General features: G+C 37.0%; 22 protein-coding genes and 1 pseudogene. 9 read left to right on the forward strand and 14 right to left on the reverse strand.

All coding sequences use genetic code 11. From position 1 onward, the window contains the following. Positions 1-63 precede the first annotated feature (63 nt). The 3 genes from frr to IEW45_RS03235 all read right to left on the reverse strand — a co-directional run bounded on the left by frr (position 64) and on the right by IEW45_RS03235 (position 2214). The gene (frr, locus tag IEW45_RS03225; protein ID WP_188619804.1) at positions 64-624 is read right to left on the reverse strand and encodes a ribosome recycling factor; all 561 of its coding nucleotides are present in this window, start codon (positions 622-624) and stop codon (positions 64-66) included. Positions 625-657: 33 nt separating this feature from the next. Then, entirely contained in the window at positions 658-1365 is a 708-nt protein-coding gene (gene pyrH / locus IEW45_RS03230; RefSeq protein ID WP_188619805.1) for a UMP kinase, read from the reverse strand. 69 nt (positions 1366-1434) lie between these two features. Further along, complete coding sequence (locus tag IEW45_RS03235; RefSeq protein WP_188619806.1) at positions 1435-2214, reverse strand: patatin-like phospholipase family protein; 780 nt, start codon at positions 2212-2214, stop codon at positions 1435-1437. A gap of 101 nt (positions 2215-2315) precedes the next feature. On the opposite strand from IEW45_RS03235, the gene IEW45_RS03240 reads away from it, so the two are divergent. Beyond that, positions 2316-2927 (forward strand): thioredoxin family protein, encoded by a 612-nt coding sequence (locus IEW45_RS03240; RefSeq protein ID WP_188619807.1) that lies wholly within the window; start codon positions 2316-2318, stop codon positions 2925-2927. Between the two features lie 18 nt (positions 2928-2945). Here IEW45_RS03240 and IEW45_RS03245 read toward each other — a convergent pair whose 3' ends face one another. The 6 genes and pseudogenes from IEW45_RS03245 to IEW45_RS03270 form a co-directional block, all read right to left on the reverse strand. Beyond that, positions 2946-3566: a YiiX/YebB-like N1pC/P60 family cysteine hydrolase gene (locus IEW45_RS03245; protein ID WP_308421023.1), complete on the reverse strand. Its 621-nt coding sequence runs from the start codon at positions 3564-3566 to the stop codon at positions 2946-2948. Next, positions 3563-4183, reverse strand: coding sequence for a hypothetical protein (locus tag IEW45_RS03250; protein WP_188619808.1), 621 nt, complete (start codon positions 4181-4183; stop codon positions 3563-3565). The genes IEW45_RS03245 and IEW45_RS03250 overlap by 4 nt, the downstream gene beginning before the upstream one ends. Further along, complete coding sequence (gene truB, locus IEW45_RS03255) at positions 4167-4859, reverse strand: tRNA pseudouridine(55) synthase TruB (RefSeq protein ID WP_188619809.1); 693 nt, start codon at positions 4857-4859, stop codon at positions 4167-4169. Before truB ends, IEW45_RS03250 begins: the two co-directional genes overlap by 17 nt. A gap of 6 nt (positions 4860-4865) precedes the next feature. Next, positions 4866-5675 carry an undecaprenyl-diphosphate phosphatase gene (locus IEW45_RS03260; RefSeq protein WP_188619810.1) on the reverse strand — a complete coding sequence of 270 codons (810 nt, stop codon included), beginning with the start codon at positions 5673-5675 and terminating at the stop codon, positions 4866-4868. Positions 5676-5761: 86 nt separating this feature from the next. Beyond that, a pseudogene (locus IEW45_RS03265) lies at positions 5762-6010 on the reverse strand (DUF3098 domain-containing protein); the annotation flags it as partial. A 70-nt stretch (positions 6011-6080) separates the two neighbouring features. Next, on the reverse strand, positions 6081-6953 hold the full coding sequence (locus IEW45_RS03270; protein ID WP_188619812.1) for a cell division protein FtsX: 873 nt from the start codon (positions 6951-6953) through the stop codon (positions 6081-6083). 142 nt (positions 6954-7095) lie between these two features. On the opposite strand from IEW45_RS03270, the gene IEW45_RS03275 reads away from it, so the two are divergent. The 3 genes from IEW45_RS03275 (at position 7096) to IEW45_RS03285 (ending at position 11826) form a co-directional block, all read left to right on the forward strand. Then, a complete protein-coding gene (locus IEW45_RS03275) occupies positions 7096-10161 on the forward strand; it encodes a leucine--tRNA ligase (protein ID WP_188619813.1) in 3066 nt (1021 codons plus the stop codon). A 140-nt stretch (positions 10162-10301) separates the two neighbouring features. Beyond that, complete coding sequence (locus IEW45_RS03280) at positions 10302-11021, forward strand: hypothetical protein (protein ID WP_188619814.1); 720 nt, start codon at positions 10302-10304, stop codon at positions 11019-11021. Between the two features lie 109 nt (positions 11022-11130). Then, the gene (locus IEW45_RS03285; protein WP_188619815.1) at positions 11131-11826 is read left to right on the forward strand and encodes a zinc metallopeptidase; all 696 of its coding nucleotides are present in this window, start codon (positions 11131-11133) and stop codon (positions 11824-11826) included. A gap of 86 nt (positions 11827-11912) precedes the next feature. On the opposite strand, the gene IEW45_RS03290 is transcribed toward IEW45_RS03285, so the two are convergent. Then, complete coding sequence (locus IEW45_RS03290; protein ID WP_188619816.1) at positions 11913-12194, reverse strand: hypothetical protein; 282 nt, start codon at positions 12192-12194, stop codon at positions 11913-11915. A gap of 242 nt (positions 12195-12436) precedes the next feature. Next, positions 12437-13807 (reverse strand): saccharopine dehydrogenase family protein, encoded by a 1371-nt coding sequence (locus tag IEW45_RS03295; RefSeq protein WP_188619817.1) that lies wholly within the window; start codon positions 13805-13807, stop codon positions 12437-12439. A 98-nt stretch (positions 13808-13905) separates the two neighbouring features. On the opposite strand from IEW45_RS03295, the gene IEW45_RS03300 reads away from it, so the two are divergent. Beyond that, the gene (locus IEW45_RS03300; protein ID WP_188619818.1) at positions 13906-14292 is read left to right on the forward strand and encodes a DUF423 domain-containing protein; all 387 of its coding nucleotides are present in this window, start codon (positions 13906-13908) and stop codon (positions 14290-14292) included. A 79-nt stretch (positions 14293-14371) separates the two neighbouring features. Continuing rightward, positions 14372-15973, forward strand: a complete 1602-nt coding sequence (gene pckA, locus IEW45_RS03305; protein WP_188619819.1) for a phosphoenolpyruvate carboxykinase (ATP) — start codon at positions 14372-14374, stop codon at positions 15971-15973. Positions 15974-16127: 154 nt separating this feature from the next. On the opposite strand, the gene IEW45_RS03310 is transcribed toward pckA, so the two are convergent. Both IEW45_RS03310 and IEW45_RS03315 read right to left on the reverse strand, forming a co-directional pair. Continuing rightward, positions 16128-16874, reverse strand: a complete 747-nt coding sequence (locus IEW45_RS03310) for a uroporphyrinogen-III synthase (protein WP_188619820.1) — start codon at positions 16872-16874, stop codon at positions 16128-16130. A 15-nt stretch (positions 16875-16889) separates the two neighbouring features. After that, positions 16890-17558, reverse strand: coding sequence for a DUF4271 domain-containing protein (locus IEW45_RS03315; protein ID WP_188619821.1), 669 nt, complete (start codon positions 17556-17558; stop codon positions 16890-16892). Between the two features lie 101 nt (positions 17559-17659). Between IEW45_RS03315 and IEW45_RS03320 the strand changes: the two genes are divergently transcribed. Genes IEW45_RS03320 through IEW45_RS03330 form a run of 3 tightly spaced genes read left to right on the forward strand, consistent with a single transcriptional unit; the run spans position 17660 to position 20202 of the window. Further along, the gene (locus tag IEW45_RS03320) at positions 17660-18382 is read left to right on the forward strand and encodes a polyprenol monophosphomannose synthase (RefSeq protein WP_188619822.1); all 723 of its coding nucleotides are present in this window, start codon (positions 17660-17662) and stop codon (positions 18380-18382) included. Positions 18383-18404: 22 nt separating this feature from the next. Further along, positions 18405-19748: a dihydroorotase gene (locus IEW45_RS03325; protein WP_188619823.1), complete on the forward strand. Its 1344-nt coding sequence runs from the start codon at positions 18405-18407 to the stop codon at positions 19746-19748. A gap of 19 nt (positions 19749-19767) precedes the next feature. Then, positions 19768-20202 carry a DUF4296 domain-containing protein gene (locus tag IEW45_RS03330; protein ID WP_188619824.1) on the forward strand — a complete coding sequence of 145 codons (435 nt, stop codon included), beginning with the start codon at positions 19768-19770 and terminating at the stop codon, positions 20200-20202. A gap of 28 nt (positions 20203-20230) precedes the next feature. Here the strand turns inward: IEW45_RS03330 and IEW45_RS03335 are convergent, their stop codons facing one another. Further along, positions 20231-21247, reverse strand: coding sequence for an NAD-dependent epimerase/dehydratase family protein (locus IEW45_RS03335; RefSeq protein ID WP_188619825.1), 1017 nt, complete (start codon positions 21245-21247; stop codon positions 20231-20233). Positions 21248-21280: the final 33 nt, after the last annotated feature.

Genomic DNA, 21280 nt, shown 5'->3' on the forward strand with positions numbered 1-21280 from the left:
TGTCCTTTATTTCTGCAAAGATATGTATAAATAAAAAATCCGCCATTTCGGCGGATTTAAAAATTATACTTTCATTATCTCGGCTTCTTTGTGTGAGAGTATTTCGTCAATCTTTTTTATGTAACTGTCTGTTAATTCCTGTATATCGTCTTCTGCATTTTTACGAGCATCTTCCGATACGCCTTCTTTTTCCAGTTTTTTAATATCGTTATTAGCATCTTTACGAGCATTTCGTATACCTATTTTAGCTTCTTCCGCTTCCGCTTTAGCTTGCTTTACAAGGTCTTTTCTGCGCTCTTCTGTAAGTGGCGGTACATTTATAATAATGCTTTCACCATTATTCATTGGGTTAAAACCTAAGTTTGCTATTATAATAGCTTTTTCTATAGGCTGCATCATAGCTTTTTCCCAAGGTTGTACGGTTATTGTTCTTGCATCAGGAGTATTAACGTTTGCTACCTGTGCAAGAGGTGTTTGTGCTCCGTAGTAATCAACCATAACACTACCCAACATGGCAGGGCTTGCTTTACCGGCACGAATGTTTAGAAACTCTTTTTCAAGGTGTGCTATAGAACCATTCATAGATTCTTTTGCGGTATCTAAAATAAAATTTATTTCTTCCATAAGGTTAAGTAATTCTCAGTTTCAATTAATATTTTAAACGCTAACGGTAGTACCTACTGTTTCTCCTTCACATACCTTTACAAGGTTACCTTCTTTGTTCATATCAAAAACAATAATCGGTAACTCATTTTCCTGGCTTAGTGTAAAGGCTGTAGTATCCATTACATTTAGTCCTTTATTAAGTACGTCTTCAAAAGTAAGGTTATCATATTTTTTAGCAGCCGGATCTTTTTCCGGGTCAGCAGTATATATACCATCCACACGAGTACCTTTCAGTATAACATCGGCATTAACCTCAACACCACGTAATACAGCAGCAGTATCGGTAGTAAAGTATGGGTTACCAGTACCTGCACCAAATATTACAATACGTCCTTTTTCTAAATGGCGTACAGCTCTTCTTTTAATGTAAGGTTCGGCAATAGCTTCTACTTTAAGTGCTGTTTGTAATCGGGTTTGCATACCGGCATCTTCAAGAGCACCTTGCAATGCCATAGCATTTATAATGGTTGCCAGCATGCCCATATAGTCGCCCTGCACTCTGTCCATTCCGTTACTGGCTCCGGCTACACCTCTAAATATGTTACCGCCTCCTATTACAATTGCTATTTCTACACCTTTATCGTGTATTGATTTAATTTGGTCAGCATACTCGGCAAGCCTTTTAGGATCTATACCGTATTGCCTGTCGCCCATTAGGGCCTCACCACTTAATTTCAGGAGAATTCTTTTATATTTCATAGGGTTGCGTTGACTGGTGCAAATATAGTAATAAATGTTTTTTGAAAAACTCTTTTTCGTTATCGGTAATTATACAAGAAGCTCTTCATACGATTTTTTTGCAGCTTCGTACCCTACTTTAAAAATTTTCTCCATTTTAGCTTTATTTGTTTCAAAAGTGTTGTAAAGTGCCAGTTCATCAGGGCTTATAACCCAATCGCAAAGGGTAAACTTCTGCATATTAGTATTAGCCGATAGTAGTTCGTAAGCACGTGTGGTAACAGCTTTTATTGTTTTTAAATCTTTTGCTTCTACTTTTTGCATAGGGCTTACATACACGCCTATAAGGGTTTCGCAGCGGCCCTGTAAAATATCAGTAGGGAAGTGGTTTAATATACCACCGTCACTATATAACTTATCGTCTATTTTATGGGGAGATATAACTCCGGGAAATGCTGAAGATGCCAGTATAGCATCAACAACTTTTACTTCAGGACCAAATATGCGCAATTTGCCCGATACTAAATCGGTAGCCGTTAAATGCATTTTGTATGGAAGCTCTCCTAATAGTTTGTCACCAAATACACTTTCAAAATAATTTTTAAATGCTTCGGAGTCTATAAAGCCGGGTTTACGAAAAGTAAAATGTCTCCAGTGGAAAAAATATATAGATTTAAAAAATTCCAGTATTTCCTGAGGACTTTTCCCGCATGCATATAGCGCCGATACTATAGCCCCTGAACTGGTGCCGGCTATATGTGTAGGCTTAATGTTTACTTCTTCTAAAAATTTAATTACTCCCGCATGGGCTATGCCTTTTGTTCCTCCGCCGGAAAGTATTAGCCCTACGTTGGCTCCGTCTATTTTCATTGGTTGTAAATTATCCAACTAAAGTACATTTTTTTTGTGTATTGTAAGGGTTGGTTGCTTAGTAAAGTTGGTGTAAATTTGTAAGAAATAAACATTGCACAATGGAAACACTTATTGCCGAAAGCCTTGAAAAAAGCTATAGCTACTCAGAGTACAGAAACCATATATCACAACTTTTATTAGACGGTTTATCAACAGGAGATACACAGTCAGAAGACCTTACGCATTATAGTTCTCTTAATGAAGTAAGAATGAATCGCCTTGATAGAACTATTAAAGTTACGCTTGAAATAAGCGAACGATTAAAGAAAATAAACAGAAGTTATATACTGCTTGTAATTACCGAAGGTTGGTGTGGGGATGCTGCACAACTTGTCCCTATAATGGATAAAATGGCAGCAGAAAATGATTTGTTAGATTTACGTTTGGTACTACGCGATGAAAATGATGCTTTAATGACGCAGTTTTTAACTAACGGATCGCGCTCTATACCTAAACTGGTTTTGCTGGATGCAGAAACAAATGCTGTTTTAGGCAGTTGGGGACCAAGACCTAAAGGTGCTGCACAGTTAATAAAGGACTATAAAGAAAAGTTTGGTGTAATTAACGAAGAAGCAAAAGTTGAACTCCAGAAATGGTATTTACATGATAAAGGAATGTCTACAATGGAAGAAATTACCACAATGCTTGAAGAGAATGCCCAAACTAAGTAATCAAATCAATCTAAGCGATTAAGGTTCAATCCGGTCTATAATTTCAATTTTGTCTGATACAGACATTCCGCCGGGGTTACACCCCGGTAGCCCTTCGGGTATTGTTGCACCAATGCTTTTGTAATATTCTACCCATGCAGGGAAAAACTCATTAGTATTGGGTTGCTTATACGTCATGGGGTAAAGCTGAAAAAATGGTTTACCGCCATTGGCAAACATAAAAGCATCGTAAATAAGCTCTGAGCAATAATAATTGCCGTTGTCGTATACATATTCATCGTCATACGGTACTCCCATTTGTTGTAATGAAAAACTAATAGCTAACGGAATTAGTTTTTTATACTTCTTTTTAACCCTGCCTACATACATAGGCTTTTTAGTATTTTCAGAGAATTTTTCCAGAGTAGTTAACCTTACAGCACTTCCTGCTGCTTCTAATATATATATACTGTCGTTTTTGTAATAAACCATACCCATATGGCTAAAATCGTTACCGTTATAGCCTTCGGTTACGGCTTCAATAGCATCGCATAACGGACCGCAATCCATATCCTGAAAAATAAGGTCACCATCCTGTAACTGCATTTTTTGTGCAGAAGCGCTTATGCTAATTAATAGGAATAAAATATATCGTATCATTTTTCAAAAAGCTTTAGTAAAGAGATACCTATGCTAAAATTACCTACCTGATTTATGTTTTCTTTATCAGGATTAAACCCATAAAGACTAACATCTAAATTAATGGCTAAAAATTCGCCAACAACTAACCCCAATCGGTATTTTTGGTATGTTCCTGAAAGGTTCCCACGACCTATAGCAAAACTGTGTCCTAAGCCTGCCTGTGCTATAATGGAGCTATCATCAAAAGCATCTACAGTAAAAGTAAGCATGGCATATACAGGTACTGCTACCAGTTTATCTGATGAAGAAGTGTCAACTCCCGTATTGGCTGATAACCCTAACCAGGAATTGTAAAGATAGCCATAACCAAAGTGTCCTTCAAGTCCATCGGGAATTATAAAGTCAGATAGTTCAAGTTCACCATCTCCATCATTACCTTCCGGGTTACCTCTTACCGACATATTAATTGCTAACTGTGTAAAAGGTATAAAGCCCCTGCCTTCTTTTTCTTTCTTCTTTTCTCTTGGTTCAGAACTTGTAATAAATACGGTTTCCGGTTTCTTTTTGTTTTGGGAGAAACAGGAAAAAGACATTAGTAAAATAACAGTAAATAAAAAGTTAGCTACTGATTTCATTTTCAAACATTTCAGGAGTTATAGCATCTTCAACGGAAAAATCTCCTATTTTAGTTCGTCTCAGTACGGTTAAATGCCCACCTGATTGTAATGCTTCACCAAAATCGTTTGCTAAGGAACGAATGTAAGTACCCTTACTGCATACTACCCTGAAATCTACTTCGGGTAAGTTTATTCGGGTAATTTCAAACTCGTGTAGGGTTACTTTTCGTGATTTTATTTCGACTTCTTCTCCTTTACGGGCATGCTCATACAGCCTTTTGCCATCTTTTTTAATGGCAGAGAAAATAGGCGGTTTTTGGTTTATCTCACCTAAAAATTGTTCGGTAGTTTTATTAATAAGCGCATCATCAATATGCTCGGTAGGGAAGGTTTGGTTTATCTCGGTTTCCAAGTCGTATGATGGCGTGGTGGCACCAATATGAAATGTACCGGTATATTCCTTTACCATCCCCTGTAATTCAGGTATACGTTTAGTAAACTTCCCTGTGCAGATAATTAATAAGCCTGTAGCAAGAGGGTCTAACGTACCTGCATGACCAACCTTAATTTTTTTTAAACCCAGTTGTTTTTTCAGTGCCCACTTTACTTTGTTTACTGCCTGAAAAGAACTCCATGTAAGAGGTTTGTCAATTAATAAAACTTTTCCGTTTGTAAAATCTTCAGGTGAAGTCAAATTGAATTAATTGTAAGTTAAAAAATAAGCCAATAGTAAAGAGCCTGCTATAATTCTGTACCAGCCCCAAGGTTTAAACCCGTACTTTTTAATAAAGCCTATAAACCCTTTTATGGCAATAACAGCAACTATAAAGGCAACAATATTACCCACAAAGAACATAGTAAGCGTATCTGATGATTGTGTAAGCAATTCATACCCTTTAAGTCCTGTATGGTCGTATGTTTTTAAGAAAACAGAATATAATGTTGCAGCAGCCATAGTAGGTACAGCAAGGAAAAAAGAGAACTCAGCAGCAGCCTCTCTGGTTAAGCCTTGTTGCATACCCCCTATAATAGAAGCAGCCGAACGGCTTGTTCCCGGCATCATGGCAATACATTGCCAAAAACCTATGGCTATTGCTTTTTTGTTAGATATATCTTCTTCCTTTTTAATAGGTTGGTTCTTAAAAAAGTTTTCTATAAAAAGTAAAATAACACCACCCACTATTAATACTATAGCAATGGGTATAGGGTTGCCCAGTGCACTTTCAATAAGGTCGTCAAAAAGGTAACCCAGTATTAGTGCCGGTATTACAGCAAGGAATAACTTAAGGAAAAAGTTAACACGAGTAAAATCGAAGAACTTTTTCCAGTACAGGGCAACTACTGCAAGTATAGCCCCGAATTGTATAGAAACCTGAAATAACTTTACATAATCATCTTCCTGAATGCCGTAGTACGAACTGGCAAAAATCATGTGCGCGGTAGATGATACAGGTAAATATTCAGTAAGCCCTTCTATAATAGCAATGATAACAGCCTGAAAAAAATCCATTATTATTTTTTGTTTTTAAAGTTTTTAATGGCTTTATCTTTTGGGAATGTTTCTTCTTCACCCTTTACAGGGACAGCCTCTATCGTTTCCGGTTTCTTCATTATTGCATATATAGTAACCCCAAAACCAAGTAATACCAGAGTAGGAGCAAGCCTTATTCTGCGAAAGTTAAATATAGCATCGCTAAAAACTTTTGGGTCGTCACTACCGCCACCAGCCATTAGTATAAAGCCAAGAGCTATTACTGCTATACCTATGTAAAGTATTTTATAATTAACCTTCTCAAAAAGGAAGTGTGTTTTTATTTCGTTTTTGTTTTCTGTTTTATTTTCCACGTTATATGGTTTTTAAATTTTTCAGATTTTTATCTTTACTATTGCCTTATGCCTTTTCGCTATAGACTGATTAATACAAATCGTCTGTACGCAGGTTAAGGAATCGTTGTGTAGCGAAAAAAGTACTTATAGCCGCTATTACAATACCAAATAGCAGTACACCTGCAAAAACTATTGCATTGGGCACCCAGTCCTCCCAAATATTTAATACAGGGAATTTTTGGTCTAAGTAATATATAAACCACAATAGCGCCGCTATAGCACACAGTGAACCGATAAGCCCCAGCTTGATACCCCTCCAGATGAACGGCCTGCGGATGAATGATTTAGTAGCACCTACCATTTGCATGGTTTTAATAATAAAACGGTGCGAGTAAATAGAAAGCCTTAATGAGCTGTTTATAAGTAGCATGGATATAAATGCCAGTACTCCGCTTATAATCAATATCCAGAAAGAAATCCTTTTAATGTTCTCATTCGCCATTTCTACCATAAGCACATCATACGTAACATCACTAACCTCAGGGTTAGAACGAAAAGCTACTTCAATTTTTTTAATGCTGTCCGCTTGTACATAATTCCCTTTTAAGTGCAGGTCATACGAGTCAGATAGCGGGTTGCTGTCTAAAAGGTTCTCATAGTCGCCCATAATATCCCTGTTATTGGCAGCAGCCTCTTCCTTAGTAACATAAGCATAGTCTTTTATGTACTCGGCATCTTTTAATTTTTCACCAAAAGCCTTAACGGTTTCAGGGTCTGCATCTCTTTTAAAGTAAACCGAAATAGGTATGTTTTCCTTTACATGACCCGATATTTTGTCGGTATTAATAACAAAAAGCCCCAGTGCACCCAGCAGGGTAAGCACTATGAACATACTGAGTATCACGGAAAAATAAGAGGAAAGAAGCCTTCTTTTCTGAAATTTCTCAAAAGATGATGCCATATAAATTAATTTTAGGGGTAAAAATAGTAAAGAAATTTGTTAAACATACTTTATAACGTCCAAAGTTTCTACATTCGTACAATAACCTTAAATTTGCGGGCATTAAACCGTTTCAGTACGATATAAACTTTTCAAAGACAGCATGAAATACCACCACAAAGAAATTGAAGCCCGTTGGCAAAAATACTGGGCAGAGAACAAAACCTTTATGGCGGAAGATACTTCCGATAAGCCAAAATATTATGTATTGGATATGTTCCCTTACCCATCAGGTGCGGGGTTGCATGTGGGGCATCCGCTGGGCTATATAGCTTCTGATATTTATGCGCGCTACAAGCGTCATCAGGGCTTTAATGTGCTACACCCACAGGGGTATGACAGCTTTGGGCTTCCGGCAGAGCAATATGCCATACAAACAGGGCAACACCCTGCGGTTACTACCGAAACCAATATTAAACGCTATCGTGAGCAGCTGGATAAAATAGGTTTTTCATTCGACTGGGACAGAGAGGTACGTACATCGAACCCTGACTATTACAAATGGACACAATGGATTTTTGTGCAGTTGTTTAATTCATGGTACAATAACGATACGAACAAAGCAGAAAGCATTTGTACCCTTATTGCTGAATTTGAAGCAAACGGAAACAGCAAAGTAAATGCGGCATGCGATGATGATATAATTGCTTTTACCGCCGATGAGTGGAAAGGCTACAGCAAAGAAGAGCAGGAGCGTATACTATTACAATACAGGCTTACCTACCTTGCCGAAACCGAAGTAAACTGGTGCCCTGCACTGGGTACGGTACTGGCAAATGATGAAATAGTAAACGGTGTTTCCGAAAGGGGAGGACATCCTGTAATTCGTAAAAAAATGAAGCAGTGGAGCATGCGTATATCTGCGTATGCCGAAAGATTACTGCAAGGTTTAGATACTATAGACTGGACAGAATCGCTTAAAGAAAGCCAACGTAACTGGATAGGGAAATCAGTTGGGGCATCGGTACTGTTTAAAGTAAAGCAATCCGTATCGCAAAAAGATATGGTAGACTATTTAGTAACAGGCGATGATACAAGCGAAGATGTAATTGAAGTATTTACTACCCGCCCTGACACTATTTTCGGGGTTACGTTTATGACGCTTGCACCGGAGCACGAACTGGTAGCTAAAATTACTACTCCTGAACAAAAAGCAGCCGTTGAACAGTATATTGAAGCTACAGCAAAGCGTAGTGAACGCGATAGAATGTCTGATGTTAAAAATATCTCAGGTGTGTTTACAGGGGCGTATGCCGAGCATCCGTTTACTAAAGAGCCAATTCCAATTTGGATAGGCGATTATGTATTGGCAGGTTACGGTACAGGTGCGGTTATGGCGGTGCCATGTGGCGACCAGCGTGATTATGACTTCGCGAAGCATTATGATATTCCTATTAAAAATATATTTGAAGGCGTAGATATTTCGGAAGAAGCCTATAGTGCTAAAGACGAAACCAAACTAAAAGATTCTGATTTTCTTGACGGGCTATCATATAAAGAAGCTACGAAGAAAGCTATAGACCAACTGGAAAAAATGGGGCAGGGTAAAGGTAAAACCAATTACCGCCTGCGCGATGCCGTATTTAGCCGTCAGCGTTATTGGGGAGAGCCGTTCCCGGTATATTACGTAAACGGTTTACCGCAAATGATTGCTACCGAGCATTTACCAATTCGCTTGCCGGAAGTAGAAAAATATTTACCAACCGAGGATGGGCAACCACCACTTGGTAATGCTACAACATGGGCTTGGGATACTGAAAAAAACCAAGTAGTAAGCAACGAGCTGATAGACGACAAAACCATATTCCCGCTGGAGTTAAACACTATGCCGGGTTGGGCAGGTAGCTCGTGGTACTGGTTGCGTTATATAGACCCGCGTAATGATGAAGCGTTTGTATCGCCCGAGCATGAGGCATACTGGCATAATGTAGATTTGTATATAGGTGGTAGCGAGCATGCTACAGGGCACTTACTATACAGCCGTTTCTGGACAAAGTTTTTAAAAGACAGAGGCGAAATACATGCCGATGAGCCTTTTAAAAAGCTGATTAACCAAGGGATGATATTGGGGCAGAGTGCTTTTGTATATAGAATTCATACTACCAGTCTTTTAACAGGAACAAAAAGTGGTCAAGATTTAGATGAACATGTTGGAAGGCATTTTACATCTGATATATATATAGGAACTACATTGTCTAAACAACTTGAAAATGATTCTCAAGAAATGGGTGTTTGGGACAAGTTACTTAGTTTAATCAATGAAGAGGTAAATAAAGCTAATCATAATTTAAAAGATGGGGAGCTAAAGTATAGTCATTTTTCAGGTTTTGATTCAATACCATATCATGTTGATGTGAACTTAGTTGATTCTTCAGATAAGGTTAAATTAGACTCCTTTAAAAATTGGTTACCTGAATTTAAAAATGCGATATTCATTGATGATAATGGTAATGTTACGGAGGAAATAGTTGTAGGTCGCGAAGTTGAAAAAATGTCTAAGTCCAAATATAATGTAGTAAACCCTGATGATATTTGTGAGGAATACGGAGCTGATACATTACGTTTATACGAAATGTTCCTTGGGCCCTTAGAGCAGGCTAAACCATGGAATACAGCAGGAATAACAGGCGTTAGCGGTTTCCTTAAAAAATTATGGAAACTGTATTTTGATGATAGCGGGCTTATTGTGAGTTCAGAGCCTGCAAGCAAAGAAGCATACAAAATATTACACCGTACCATTAAAAAAGTACAGGAAGATATTGAGAATTTCTCGTTTAATACGTCGGTAAGTTCGTTTATGATTGCTGTTAATGAGCTAACCGCCATTAATTGTCACAACCGTACTATACTGGAACCTTTAGCGGTGTTAATATCGCCTTATGCACCACACATTGCAGAGGAACTATGGCATCAGTTAGGGCATCAGCAAAGTATTGCTACTGTACCATTCCCGGTATTCAACCCTGAATATTTAGTGGAAAGCAGCAAGGAATACCCGGTATCGTTTAACGGTAAAATGCGTTTTAAAATAGAATTACCGCTGGATATGCCTAAAGATGAGGTAGAAAAAACTGTTATGGCTGATGAGCGTACCGTAGCACAACTTAACGGGCGCGAACCTAAAAAAATAATTTTTGTACCCGGTAAAATTATTAACATAGTAGGTTAATTTTTAACCTGTTAAAATATTGAGGAGAGCAACAACTGTACAATATGGTTGTTGCTTTTTTCGTTTTCAGGATTAACAAGATTTTTTTGGCATGTCATTTGGTATAGCCAAAAGCAATCATTAATCAATATTCAATCATTATGAAAAAAATCTTACTTGCAGCTATCTGCTTTGTTGGGGTTCAGTCATTAACCGCACAAGAAACGAACAGTTCTACTACAACAACCACTTCTTCTGTAACTATTAACGAAACTACTGTAGACGATAATTACCCCTTTAAATTTTATTTTGGTTTTGGTATTTCGGTGCCCGGCGATTATAAAATTAACGATAATCTGGGGGCAGCTGGAATGCCTCAGCTAAAAGATGCTATGCCTGAGTTTATAATAGGTTATAATATTGGCGGCAAAAAAGTTTCTGTGGATATAGAGCTTGCTGCGAGCTATCTGGACAAAAAAACGAGTTCGGACAGGATTAAATATACAGGTGCAAACATAGTAGTACGCCCTCATTATGTGATTCTGAATTCTGAAAAATTTACATTTTCAGGAGGTTTAGATTTGAGTTATCAAATGAATAGGTTTGACCTGTATGAAAGAGGGAATGTAATCGATTTAAATAACCTTAACCCTGGTACGCACACCGGTCATATAAACCTTTATAATAAGCAGTTAAATGTAGGGCCTTCATTAACGTTTATAGCATTTAAAAATTATGACATTCCCGTAAAACTTACCACAGGTTACCAATGGTCGGTACTAAGTAGTAAATGGGAATCGGAAGTGGCTAATGTGGCTAACTCATTACGAGAAGATGGACAAGGACGCTTTTATGCAAGGCTAAGTTTTTACCTAAACTAATAGCCTTATTATATCCGTTATCTGACAAAAATTCATAAAAAGCCAGTCTGAAAAGATTGGCTTTAATTTTGCTATATTATTTTCAGAATCAAAAAAAGCTGAACAGAAAATGTTAGGATATTATTTATTAATAGGAATTATAGCGCTAGCCAGTTTTGCGGTAAGCGCCAAACTAAAATCAAAGTTTGCACATTATAGTAAAATACGCTTACAAAATGGAATGAGCGGTGCGGAAATAGCGCAGCAAATGTTACATGATAACGGTATTTATGATGTAAAGGTAATTTCTACTTCAGGTAGACTTACCGATCATTACAACCCTGTAAATAAAACAGTAAACCTTAGTGAGGCAGTGTACAATCAGCGTAATGCCGCTGCTGCCGCTGTAGCTGCCCATGAGGTAGGACATGCTGTACAACATGCAACAGCATATAATATGTTACAGTTGCGCAGTAAATTAGTGCCTGCGGTAAATATCTCTTCCAGATTATCAGGGTTTTTAATTTTTGGTGGTTTAATATTGGGAGCCACACAAGGTTTAGTTATGGGCTATTATATTGCAGTATTAGGTTTAGTGCTTATGGCTGTAGCTACTTTGTTTAGTTTTATTACCCTGCCTGTAGAATATGATGCCAGTAACAGAGCTTTAAAATGGCTAAAACAATATAATATGCTTACTCCACAGGAGTATGACGGTGCGGCTGATTCGTTAAAATGGGCTGCAAGAACGTATGTGGTAGCAGCGTTGGGTGCATTAGCATCATTATTATACTGGGCTTCCCTTATTTTAGGAAGTAGAGATTAACGGTTGTAAATAAACTTATATAAAAACAAAACCGCCCCAAAAGGGCGGTTTTTGAATTAATAGGTGTATATAAATAGTTAGGGATGTTACATCCTTACAATTCCGGTAACGTATGGTTTACCGTCAAGAGGTTTAAAGATTTCTACGATTGCTTCCCATACCGCATCAGATAGTGGCATAGAAGCCTCGCACTTAAATCTGTAGTTCATACCTGCTACAACTTGTGTAGACACTGCGAAAGGTTTATAGTGTACTCCTACAAAGCCTTTCATTGCTTCATCAAATACTTTTTGATCTTCTGCAGTTAAATCATGGTAGGCGCTCCACCCACCAAGTACTGCTGGTCGTACTGCTTCTTTTGTTGACATAATTTTTTAGTTAGAATTTTTTTCCTACTCATAAGGCTTTTCGGAAACCGCCCGTTTTTTAAGTGGTTACTGTTCCACTGTTTTGATTTTCAATATATTGATTATTGCAAGGTATAATAAATAAGCATATAAAAAATACGTGAAAATACCGTTTTTTTAATCAGGTACTTTTATTTGGTTTTTATAAAAAAAGCCTCCCATACGGGAGGCCTCAGAGTAAAATTGGGTTAGTTAACAAGGAGTTAGCTTGCTACATTTTGCGGGTTATACCCCATATATTTTGTTTCCTTTTCGTTAAACACAATACCAAATTCCTCCAGCTCTTTAAGTATGGGCTGGTATATTTCTTTGTGTATTGGTAGTTGCACTCCAGTAAGGTTTATATTTCCGTTTAGTATTTGGAGGGTAGCCATAGCTACCGGCAGTCCTACAGTTTTTGCCATAGCGGTATAGGTTTGGTTTTCTCCTATACATACCATAGTAGCATCTATTTGTTTACGTTCTCCGTTTAGCTCGTAGCCAAATTTATGATACATAACAATCATATCTTTATCTTCTTGGCTAAGTGTCCACTTATCACTAAGTATTTTTTCCAGTATTTGTGCAGGTGTTGCGTTAGCCAGCCCAACTTTCTTGTTAGGGTTAAAAATATCCAGTTCCATTAATTTATCCCACTGAATATCATCCTGCTCTATTTTAAGTAAGTGTCTTAATTTAAGCTCAACAGAGTCGGTGGGGTGGTAAGGTAAAAAGGCATTGGTAAAGTCGCGGTAACTCATGTTTTCAGAATCTTCCATAACATAGTTATCATCTGTCATCCCTAATTGTACAAACATATTCCATGTTTTAGAAAAGCCTACTCTGCGTAATGTGCCCCTGTATAATGTTAAAGCATCATCCAAACCATATACTCCTTTATATTTAAGAGAGTCGCGGTTTGCGTAGCCTTCAAATCGCCCGAAACCTTCTACTTCCATAAACTCAGTACGGCGGAACAGTTTATTATAAGGTATGTATTTAAACTTGCCTTCCTGTATAAACTTGGCAGCACCACCTTGACCTGCCAGTACAACATTGCGAGGGTTCCAGGTAAATTTATAATTCCATAAGTTATTGTCAGATTCAGGAGCCACTAAACCTCCACAAAATGATTCAAATAAAAGTACTTTACCACCTTTATCTCTTATAGAATCTATAACACTCATAGCGCTCATGTGGTCAATCCCCGGGTCTAAACCAATTTCATTCATTAGTATAATCCCGTTTTCCTTAGCCTGTTCGTCAAGTTCCATCATAGCAGGGCTAACGTATGAAGCGGTAACCATATTCTTTTTATATTTAATACAGTCTTTCGCTACTTCATAATGTAGGCTTGCCGGAAGCATTGATATAACAATATCAGCACCACTTATGTATTTCGAACGTTGTTCGTCATTATGAATGTCAAAAGCTACGGGTGTAGCCCTTGGGTGATTTTGTGTTTTTTTTGCAGCCAGTTCTTCCGATAGGTCACCAATTGTAATATGTAAATTTTCGGTTTCAGCTTTTTCTAACAAGTATTTTATTAACCATGTTGCCGAACGTCCGGCACCTATAATTAAAATATGTCTCATTGCTAACTCTAATTATAACACTTAAGTTGTGTTTTGTTATAAATTTCGACGTAAAGTTCTACAAACTTTTTAATTTTACACTATAATTTTTGAGAAAAATGGATAGAAAAATTTTAAGTACTGCTGCCCTATTGGGAGTAATTGCAATTGTATTGGGTGCTTTTGGTGCTCACGGATTAAAAAAAATAGTTGAGCCAGAGTCAATTGCAACTTTTGAAACAGGTGTGAGATATCAAATGTATAATGCTCTCTTTTTATTGTTTGTAGGGGTAACGCCTCTTGTTACTCAAAAAGCTAAAAAGCTAATTTTTACACTTGTACTAATTGGTGTGCTGTTTTTTTCAGGATCTATCTATTTTTTAGCCTGTAATTCGTTGTTTTCTTTTGATTTCAAAAGAATAGGAATAATCACTCCCATTGGAGGATTGTTATTAATTTTAGGTTGGGGGGTACTCTTTTTAAATTTAATTAAACGAAAGGGATAAAAAAATTATAATTCTATATGGTTTAAAATTTATTTTTTTACATTTGTCCCATATAACAATGCAACTTAATCAGAAAGTTATGGATAATTCTAGCCTTTTCACGAAAACGATTTCGTTAGAGAGCATGGGTATTAAAAATGCAGATATAAAATATCAGTTATCTCCGGATGAGTTACATGATATTGCTGTTGAAAAGGGGCAGGGAGTAGAATCTGCTGCGGGAGCTTTAGCTATTAATACCGGTGAGTTTACCGGTAGATCGCCACAAGATCGTTTTATTGTTGAAGATGATATAACGAAAGACAGGGTATGGTGGGGTAATATTAACCAACCATTTGATAGTGATAAATTTGATGCTTTATATAATAAGGTAACAGAATACTTATCGGGCAAAGAAATATATGTACGTGACAGCTATGTGTGTGCTGACCCTAAGTACAGAATGAATGTAAGGGCAGTAACGGAGTTTGCTTGGTCAAACCTTTTTTGTCATAACATGTTTCTTCGTCCTGAAGAATCAGAATTAGAAAATTATACACCTGAGTGGCATGTAGTATGTGCACCGGGCTTTATGGCAGACCCTGAAGTTGACGGGACACGCCAGCATAATTTTGCTATATTAAACTTTACACGAAAAATTGCACTTATTGGTGGTACGGGTTATACAGGAGAAATGAAAAAAGGAATTTTCTCTGCGCTTAACTTTATACTACCGGTATTTAAAAACACTTTACCAATGCACTGTAGTGCTAACGTTGGTGAAGATGGTAATACAGCAATTTTCTTCGGTCTTTCGGGTACGGGTAAAACTACCCTTTCAGCTGACCCTGAGCGTAAGCTAATAGGTGATGATGAACACGGATGGACTAATGAGAATACTGTATTTAACTTCGAGGGAGGTTGCTATGCGAAAGTAATTAACTTAAGTGAAGAAAACGAACCGGATATTTTCCGCGCTATAAAAAGAGGTGCGCTTCTGGAAAACGTTATCTTTAAAGAAGGAACTAACGAGGTTGATTTTGAGGATACATCAATAACACCTAACACGAGGGTGAGTTATCCTATTTATCATATTGATAATATTCAGCCGGGTTCTATAGGTAAAAACCCTAAAAACATATTCTTCCTTACAGCGGATGCGTTTGGGGTATTGCCTCCAATATCTAAATTAACACCGGGTCAGGCAGCGTATCACTTTATTTCGGGTTATACTGCTAAAGTAGCAGGTACCGAAGCTGGTATTAACGAGCCTGTGCCTAACTTCTCTGCTTGTTTCGGAGCGCCGTTTATGCCGCTGCACCCAACAAAGTATGCAGAGATGCTTAGTGCTAAAATGAAAGAGGCAGGTGTTAATGTATGGCTTATTAATACTGGTTGGACAGGTGGTCCTTACGGTGTTGGTAGCCGAATGAAATTAAAGTATACAAGAGCAATGATTACCGCTGCTCTTAAAGGAGAACTGGATAATGTGGGTTACGAAACGCATGAAGTGTTTGGTATAGCTAAGCCACAAAGTTGTCCTAATGTACCAGAGGAAGTATTAAATCCAAGAAATACATGGGAAGATAAAACTGCTTACGATGCGAAAGCACGAGAACTTGCAGAGTCTTTCAAGAAAAATTTTGCCAAGTTTGAGGAGTATGCAAATGAAGAAATTCTTGCAGGCGCCCCACTGGCATAAATGTGATTTTAGAATAGATGCGAAAAGCCGTCCAGTATGTATGTATTGGGCGGTTTTTTTTGAGGTTTAATTACATGAGGATATAAAAAAAGCAGCCTATTTAATAGGCTGCTTTTTTTATGCTTTTCTGTTAGGTATTCTTCTTGTCAAGATGTTATTTTTTGTTAACCTCCACTATATATTTTTCTAATGCCATCGTCATAGAAGGTGTGTCAGGAGCCGGAGCCATAATATCTATGCGTAGCTCTCTGTCTAAGGCTTCTTTTTGTGTTGTACTTCCAAATACCGCTATACGGGTATTGTTTTGTTTAAAATCAGGGAAGTTTTTAAATAACGATTTTATTCCCGTAGGGCTAAAGAAAACAAGAATGTCATAATATACATCCTTCAAGTCAGAAAGGTCACTCATTACAGTACGGTAAAACGTACCGGGAGTCCAGTCTACTTTTAGTTTATCAAGTGTTAGCGGTATATCATCATTCAACTGGTCAGAAGCTGGTAAAAGGAATTTTTCGTCCTTATACTTTTTAATTAGCGGAGAAAGATCCGCAAAGTCCTTTTGTCCAACATAAATTTTCCTTTTCCTGTACACTACATACTTTTGCAGATAAAAAGCCACTGCTTCACTTTGGCAAAAATACTTCATTGTTTCAGGAACTTTATAACGCATTTCTTCTGCTACTCTGAAAAAATGGTCTACAGAATTTTTACTGGTAAGAATGATGGCTGTAAAATTAGTAAGGTCAATTTTTTGGTGTCTTACATCTTTTGCGCTTACACCCTCCACATGAATAAATGGTCTGAAATCTACCTTTACTTTTAGTTTTTGTTGAAGTTCAAAGTACGGTGAATTTTCTACTTTAGGTTCGGGTTGCGAAACCAAAATTGTTTTCACTTTCATATTTAAGATGTTCTTTTACTTACTGTTAGTAAACCAATAATACATGAAATAATAGGGTGCTATTTCAAGAGTGCAAAGATACAAAATAAAATAGAACAATTTGCCTAGAATCAAATTTTGATATAACCGTAATGAAACTATGTATGATATTATGATTCCTGTGAAAATTATTCCTAATAATATATATATGATAAATGTCTGCGGAGGCTGATTGTAAAATAGTATAAACGTAACAGGTAATAGTAAAAAACCTATATAAGTGCGATAGCTTACTTTTTGTAAATTAAACATATCAGCAAACTCTTCTATGTTAAAACAAACCGCAATAATCTTTTCAATTAAGTATTTAGAGGTTATAAAAACACAAATTAAAGTAAACAACTGCACAAAGGTTATCCAGTCAGTTTTCTCAGCCATTCCAAAATAGCTTAATGTTAGCTGTATTAAAAAGGTAAAGGATATTATCTGAACAATAAACAAGGGTATGGTGAACCCGTTTAATAAATTGTTATTGTCTTTATATATCTTTATATATTTGTCAGACACTCCCAGTTTGGCAAAGTCATTAAATCGGTTTCCGTATGTCGCCCTTGCTATGGCTATAAGTATAAAGCAAAATATAAACAGAAAGGTTGCCCAGTCTTTGCTCCATAATTCCCGTTCTGTTACTATTATATTCAGCATGATGCAAAATTACTAAAATTCCACATGAAAAATTATTACAATTTAATTATGAAACTGACGTTAGAAAAGCACTATTTTTGCACCAAAATTTACGGTTACTAATGAATGATGGCATAGTTATAATTCCTACCTATAACGAAATTGAAAATGTTGAAGCCATAATAAGAGCTGTTTTTGCACTAAACACAAGTTTTGATATATTAGTAGTAGATGACAATTCTCCTGATGGTACAGCAAACCGTGTTAAACAATTGCAGGCAGAATTTCCGGAAAGGCTTTATATTGAAGTAAGAGCCGAGAAGTCAGGGCTGGGAACTGCCTATGTGCATGGGTTTAAATGGGCCTTAAAAAGAGGGTATGAATATATTTTTGAGATGGATGCCGATTTCTCTCATAATCCTGTAGATTTGGAAAGATTACACCAGGCTTGTGTAAACGGGGCAGATATGGCAATAGGTTCTCGTTACAGTAAAGGGGTAAATGTAGTAAACTGGCCACTAAGCAGGGTGTTAATGTCCTATTACGCATCAGTATACGTAAAGCTTATTACAGGTATGAAAATACACGATGCCACTGCCGGGTTTGTATGTTATAAGCGTAAAGTACTGGAAAGAATAAGGCTGGAAAGAGTAAAGTTTGTGGGATATGCTTTCCAGATAGAAATGAAATACAGGGCACACTCTAATGGTTTTGTAATAGTAGAAGTACCTATTATTTTTACAGACAGAACAAAAGGAGAGTCTAAAATGAGCAACGCAATTATTAAAGAGGCCATATTTGGCGTTATAAAGCTTAGAATAAAAAAATTACTAAATCAATTATAGTATTATAATAAAGTATAGAGCAATGAACAGGGTTTTAATAAAGAATGCCAAAATTGTAAACGAGGGGACTATATTTGAAGGCGACCTGTTAATAGAGGATAAATTTATTAAAGAAATAGGGGATAGTATAAGCCCGAAATCGGCAGATATAAAAATTATTGATGCTGAGGGTAACTACTTAATTCCCGGAATGATTGATGACCAGGTACACTTCAGGGAGCCGGGCTTAACGCATAAAGGGAATATTGAAACCGAATCGCGTGCGGCTGTGGCGGGAGGTATTACATCTTTTATAGAGCAGCCTAACACAGTACCAAATGCAGTAACGCAAGAACTGCTTGAAGATAAATACAAGCGTGCTGCCGAAGTATCGTATGCTAACTACTCTTTTATGATGGGGGGCACTAACAACAACCTTGAAGAGGTGCTTAAAACTAACCCGAGGAATGTAGCGGGTATTAAGCTGTTTTTAGGTTCTTCTACAGGTAATATGCTGGTAGATGATGAAGCAGTACTGGAGAAAATATTCAGTAGTACCAAAATGCTTATTGCTGCCCATTGTGAAGATGAGGGCACTATTCGTGAAAACTTAGCAAAGTATAAAGAAGAATACGGAGATGATATTCCTATTAGATACCACCCGGAAATAAGAAGTGCAGAAGCTTGTTATATATCATCGTCAAGAGCAATAGCATTAGCTAAAAAAACAGGAGCAAGATTACACGTATTCCATGTTTCTACAGCAAAAGAAACAGAATTGTTTACTAATAAAATTCCTTTAGAAGAGAAAAAAATAACAGCAGAGGTATGTATACATCACCTTTGGTTTACTGATGCTGATTATGATAAGAAAGGAAGTTTAATAAAATGGAATCCGGCAGTTAAAACCGAAGCAGACAGAGATGCTTTATGGAAGGCGTTACTTGATGACAGAATTGATGTAATTGCTACAGACCATGCACCACACACATTAGACGAAAAGCAGAACCCATATACAAGTGCTCCTTCAGGAGGACCGCTAGTGCAGCATGCTGTGGTGGCTATGTTTGAGGCATACCATCAAAAGAAAATATCAGTAGAGCGTATTGTAGAGAAAATTTCTCATAATCCTGCAAAGCTGTTTAAGGTAGAAAAAAGAGGATTTATTAAAGAGGGCTATTATGCCGATTTAGTTTTGGTAAACCCGGGGCTGCCATGGAATGTAAAAAAAGAAAATATTCTCTATAAATGCGGATGGTCTCCGTTTGAAGGCACAAACTTTAAATCGAGAATAACCCATACATTTGTAAACGGGCAGTTGGTTTATAACAACTTTAAAGTAAAAGACATCCGTTGTGGTGAGCGTTTACTTTTTGACAGAGAATAGAAAGAGAATAAAAGGTAATATGAAGAAAGCTATAGTTGTACTTTTAGGAACACTTACATTATTTACTGCCTGTGGAGAGCATGAGGCAGAAAAACCGGAGAACCTTATAGGTGAAGATGAGATGGTTGATATATTGTATGATATTACTTTGCTACAAGCAATAAAATCGTACAAACCAAAAAACCTTAGAGATAATAATGTAGATGCAACCACATATATTTATAAAAAGTATGACATAGATAGCGTTACGTTTGCCGAGAGTCAGTCCTATTATGCTGCTGATTTAGAAGTATATGAGCGCATTCATAAAAAGGTGAAGGCCAAAATGGAGATAGAAAAGAAAAAGTATGAGCCTGAAGATAAGAAAACAGATAAAGATACTATAGGGCAGGCAAAAGACATTGATAAAAATGCAGCGGTAAAAAAAGATAGTCTGGACGAGAAAGACAAATAAAAAAGGGGAGTTTTAAAACTCCCCTTTTTTATTTCTTTATTGCAATGCTACCGGGTTTAAAATTTTCAGCAAGCTGCTTTATATAGCTTTTCATTTCTGTAAAATTATACCCCAGTTCATTTTTTATTTTGCTGTTATCATATTTGTAATGGCTGTGAGACGAATTAGCCATAAAACGGGTTAAAAACCTTTTTCGGCGCAATAGCTTAGCAAAAAGCCAATCCATTCGCCAGGCAATACTACTCATTAACTTTGTAGCGTATACCGGAGGTCTTTTTTTGTTCATTCCATCAGCAATAGCAAATAATATCTCGCGATAAGAAAGGTGAGTCCCTACTACAGTATAGCGTTCTCCTGTAATACTACTTTCCATTAGCTTAATCATAATATTAGTAACATCTTCTACAGCTACAACACCGCAACTGCCTTTAGTGTAAAAATAGAGCCCGTTATAAACCGTTTTAAACATAGCCCCACTACCGGTAGCAAAACCATAACCAAAAACAATTCCCGGGTTTACTATAACTACATCTATACCTTCCTGCCATCCGCGCCATACTTCCATTTCCGCACCATGTTTGCTTATGGCATAATCATCATGCTTTACTTCGGGGTTCCATTCTGTTTCTTCCGTAATAGTCGGCTCGTGTTCTTTGGCATCGCCTAATGCAGCTATAGAACTGACATGACACAGTTTTTTAATGCCGTAATCAATACAAAAGTTAACAATGTTTGCAGTACCCTCAATATTTACTTTTCGCAGTAAATCTTCATCAGAAGGGTCAAACGAAACACAAGCCGCACAATGATATACATGGGTAATACCCTTAAAAGCCTTTTCAAGAGAAGGAATGTTGTTAATATCACCTTTAACCCACTCTATTTTTTCAAACAAAGAAGCCTTTTCATAATAACTGAAAAGATTTTTGGTTTTGTTTATTCTTGACGCTGTACGGTAAAGTGCACGGATAGGAATGTTTCCTTCTGTTAACTGAAGTAAGAGGTGTGCACCTACTAAACCTGTACCGCCGGTTACTAGTATCATGGTTACAAATGTAATTGATAGTTTATAAATAAA

This window comes from Flavobacterium suaedae, assembly GCF_014642915.1.
Taxonomy (GTDB): Bacteria; Bacteroidota; Bacteroidia; order Flavobacteriales; family Flavobacteriaceae; genus Flavobacterium; species Flavobacterium suaedae.

Coding starts and splice junctions, on each gene's coding strand:
- IEW45_RS03335 (WP_188619825.1), bottom strand. CDS start 21,247: ATGATACTAGTAACCGGCGGTACAGGTTTAGTAGGTGCACACCTCTTA.
- IEW45_RS03240 (WP_188619807.1), top strand. CDS start 2,316: ATGGAAACACTTATTGCCGAAAGCCTTGAAAAAAGCTATAGCTACTCA.
- IEW45_RS03325 (WP_188619823.1), top strand. CDS start 18,405: ATGAACAGGGTTTTAATAAAGAATGCCAAAATTGTAAACGAGGGGACT.
- IEW45_RS03245 (WP_308421023.1), bottom strand. CDS start 3,566: ATGATACGATATATTTTATTCCTATTAATTAGCATAAGCGCTTCTGCA.
- IEW45_RS03290 (WP_188619816.1), bottom strand. CDS start 12,194: ATGTCAACAAAAGAAGCAGTACGACCAGCAGTACTTGGTGGGTGGAGC.
- pyrH (WP_188619805.1), bottom strand. CDS start 1,365: ATGAAATATAAAAGAATTCTCCTGAAATTAAGTGGTGAGGCCCTAATG.
- IEW45_RS03330 (WP_188619824.1), top strand. CDS start 19,768: ATGAAGAAAGCTATAGTTGTACTTTTAGGAACACTTACATTATTTACT.
- IEW45_RS03260 (WP_188619810.1), bottom strand. CDS start 5,675: ATGGATTTTTTTCAGGCTGTTATCATTGCTATTATAGAAGGGCTTACT.
- frr (WP_188619804.1), bottom strand. CDS start 624: ATGGAAGAAATAAATTTTATTTTAGATACCGCAAAAGAATCTATGAAT.
- IEW45_RS03285 (WP_188619815.1), top strand. CDS start 11,131: ATGTTAGGATATTATTTATTAATAGGAATTATAGCGCTAGCCAGTTTT.
- IEW45_RS03235 (WP_188619806.1), bottom strand. CDS start 2,214: ATGAAAATAGACGGAGCCAACGTAGGGCTAATACTTTCCGGCGGAGGA.
- IEW45_RS03295 (WP_188619817.1), bottom strand. CDS start 13,807: ATGAGACATATTTTAATTATAGGTGCCGGACGTTCGGCAACATGGTTA.
- pckA (WP_188619819.1), top strand. CDS start 14,372: ATGGATAATTCTAGCCTTTTCACGAAAACGATTTCGTTAGAGAGCATG.
- IEW45_RS03320 (WP_188619822.1), top strand. CDS start 17,660: ATGAATGATGGCATAGTTATAATTCCTACCTATAACGAAATTGAAAAT.
- IEW45_RS03315 (WP_188619821.1), bottom strand. CDS start 17,558: ATGCTGAATATAATAGTAACAGAACGGGAATTATGGAGCAAAGACTGG.
- IEW45_RS03310 (WP_188619820.1), bottom strand. CDS start 16,874: ATGAAAGTGAAAACAATTTTGGTTTCGCAACCCGAACCTAAAGTAGAA.
- IEW45_RS03300 (WP_188619818.1), top strand. CDS start 13,906: ATGGATAGAAAAATTTTAAGTACTGCTGCCCTATTGGGAGTAATTGCA.
- IEW45_RS03250 (WP_188619808.1), bottom strand. CDS start 4,183: ATGAAATCAGTAGCTAACTTTTTATTTACTGTTATTTTACTAATGTCT.
- IEW45_RS03270 (WP_188619812.1), bottom strand. CDS start 6,953: ATGGCATCATCTTTTGAGAAATTTCAGAAAAGAAGGCTTCTTTCCTCT.
- IEW45_RS03275 (WP_188619813.1), top strand. CDS start 7,096: ATGAAATACCACCACAAAGAAATTGAAGCCCGTTGGCAAAAATACTGG.
- IEW45_RS03280 (WP_188619814.1), top strand. CDS start 10,302: ATGAAAAAAATCTTACTTGCAGCTATCTGCTTTGTTGGGGTTCAGTCA.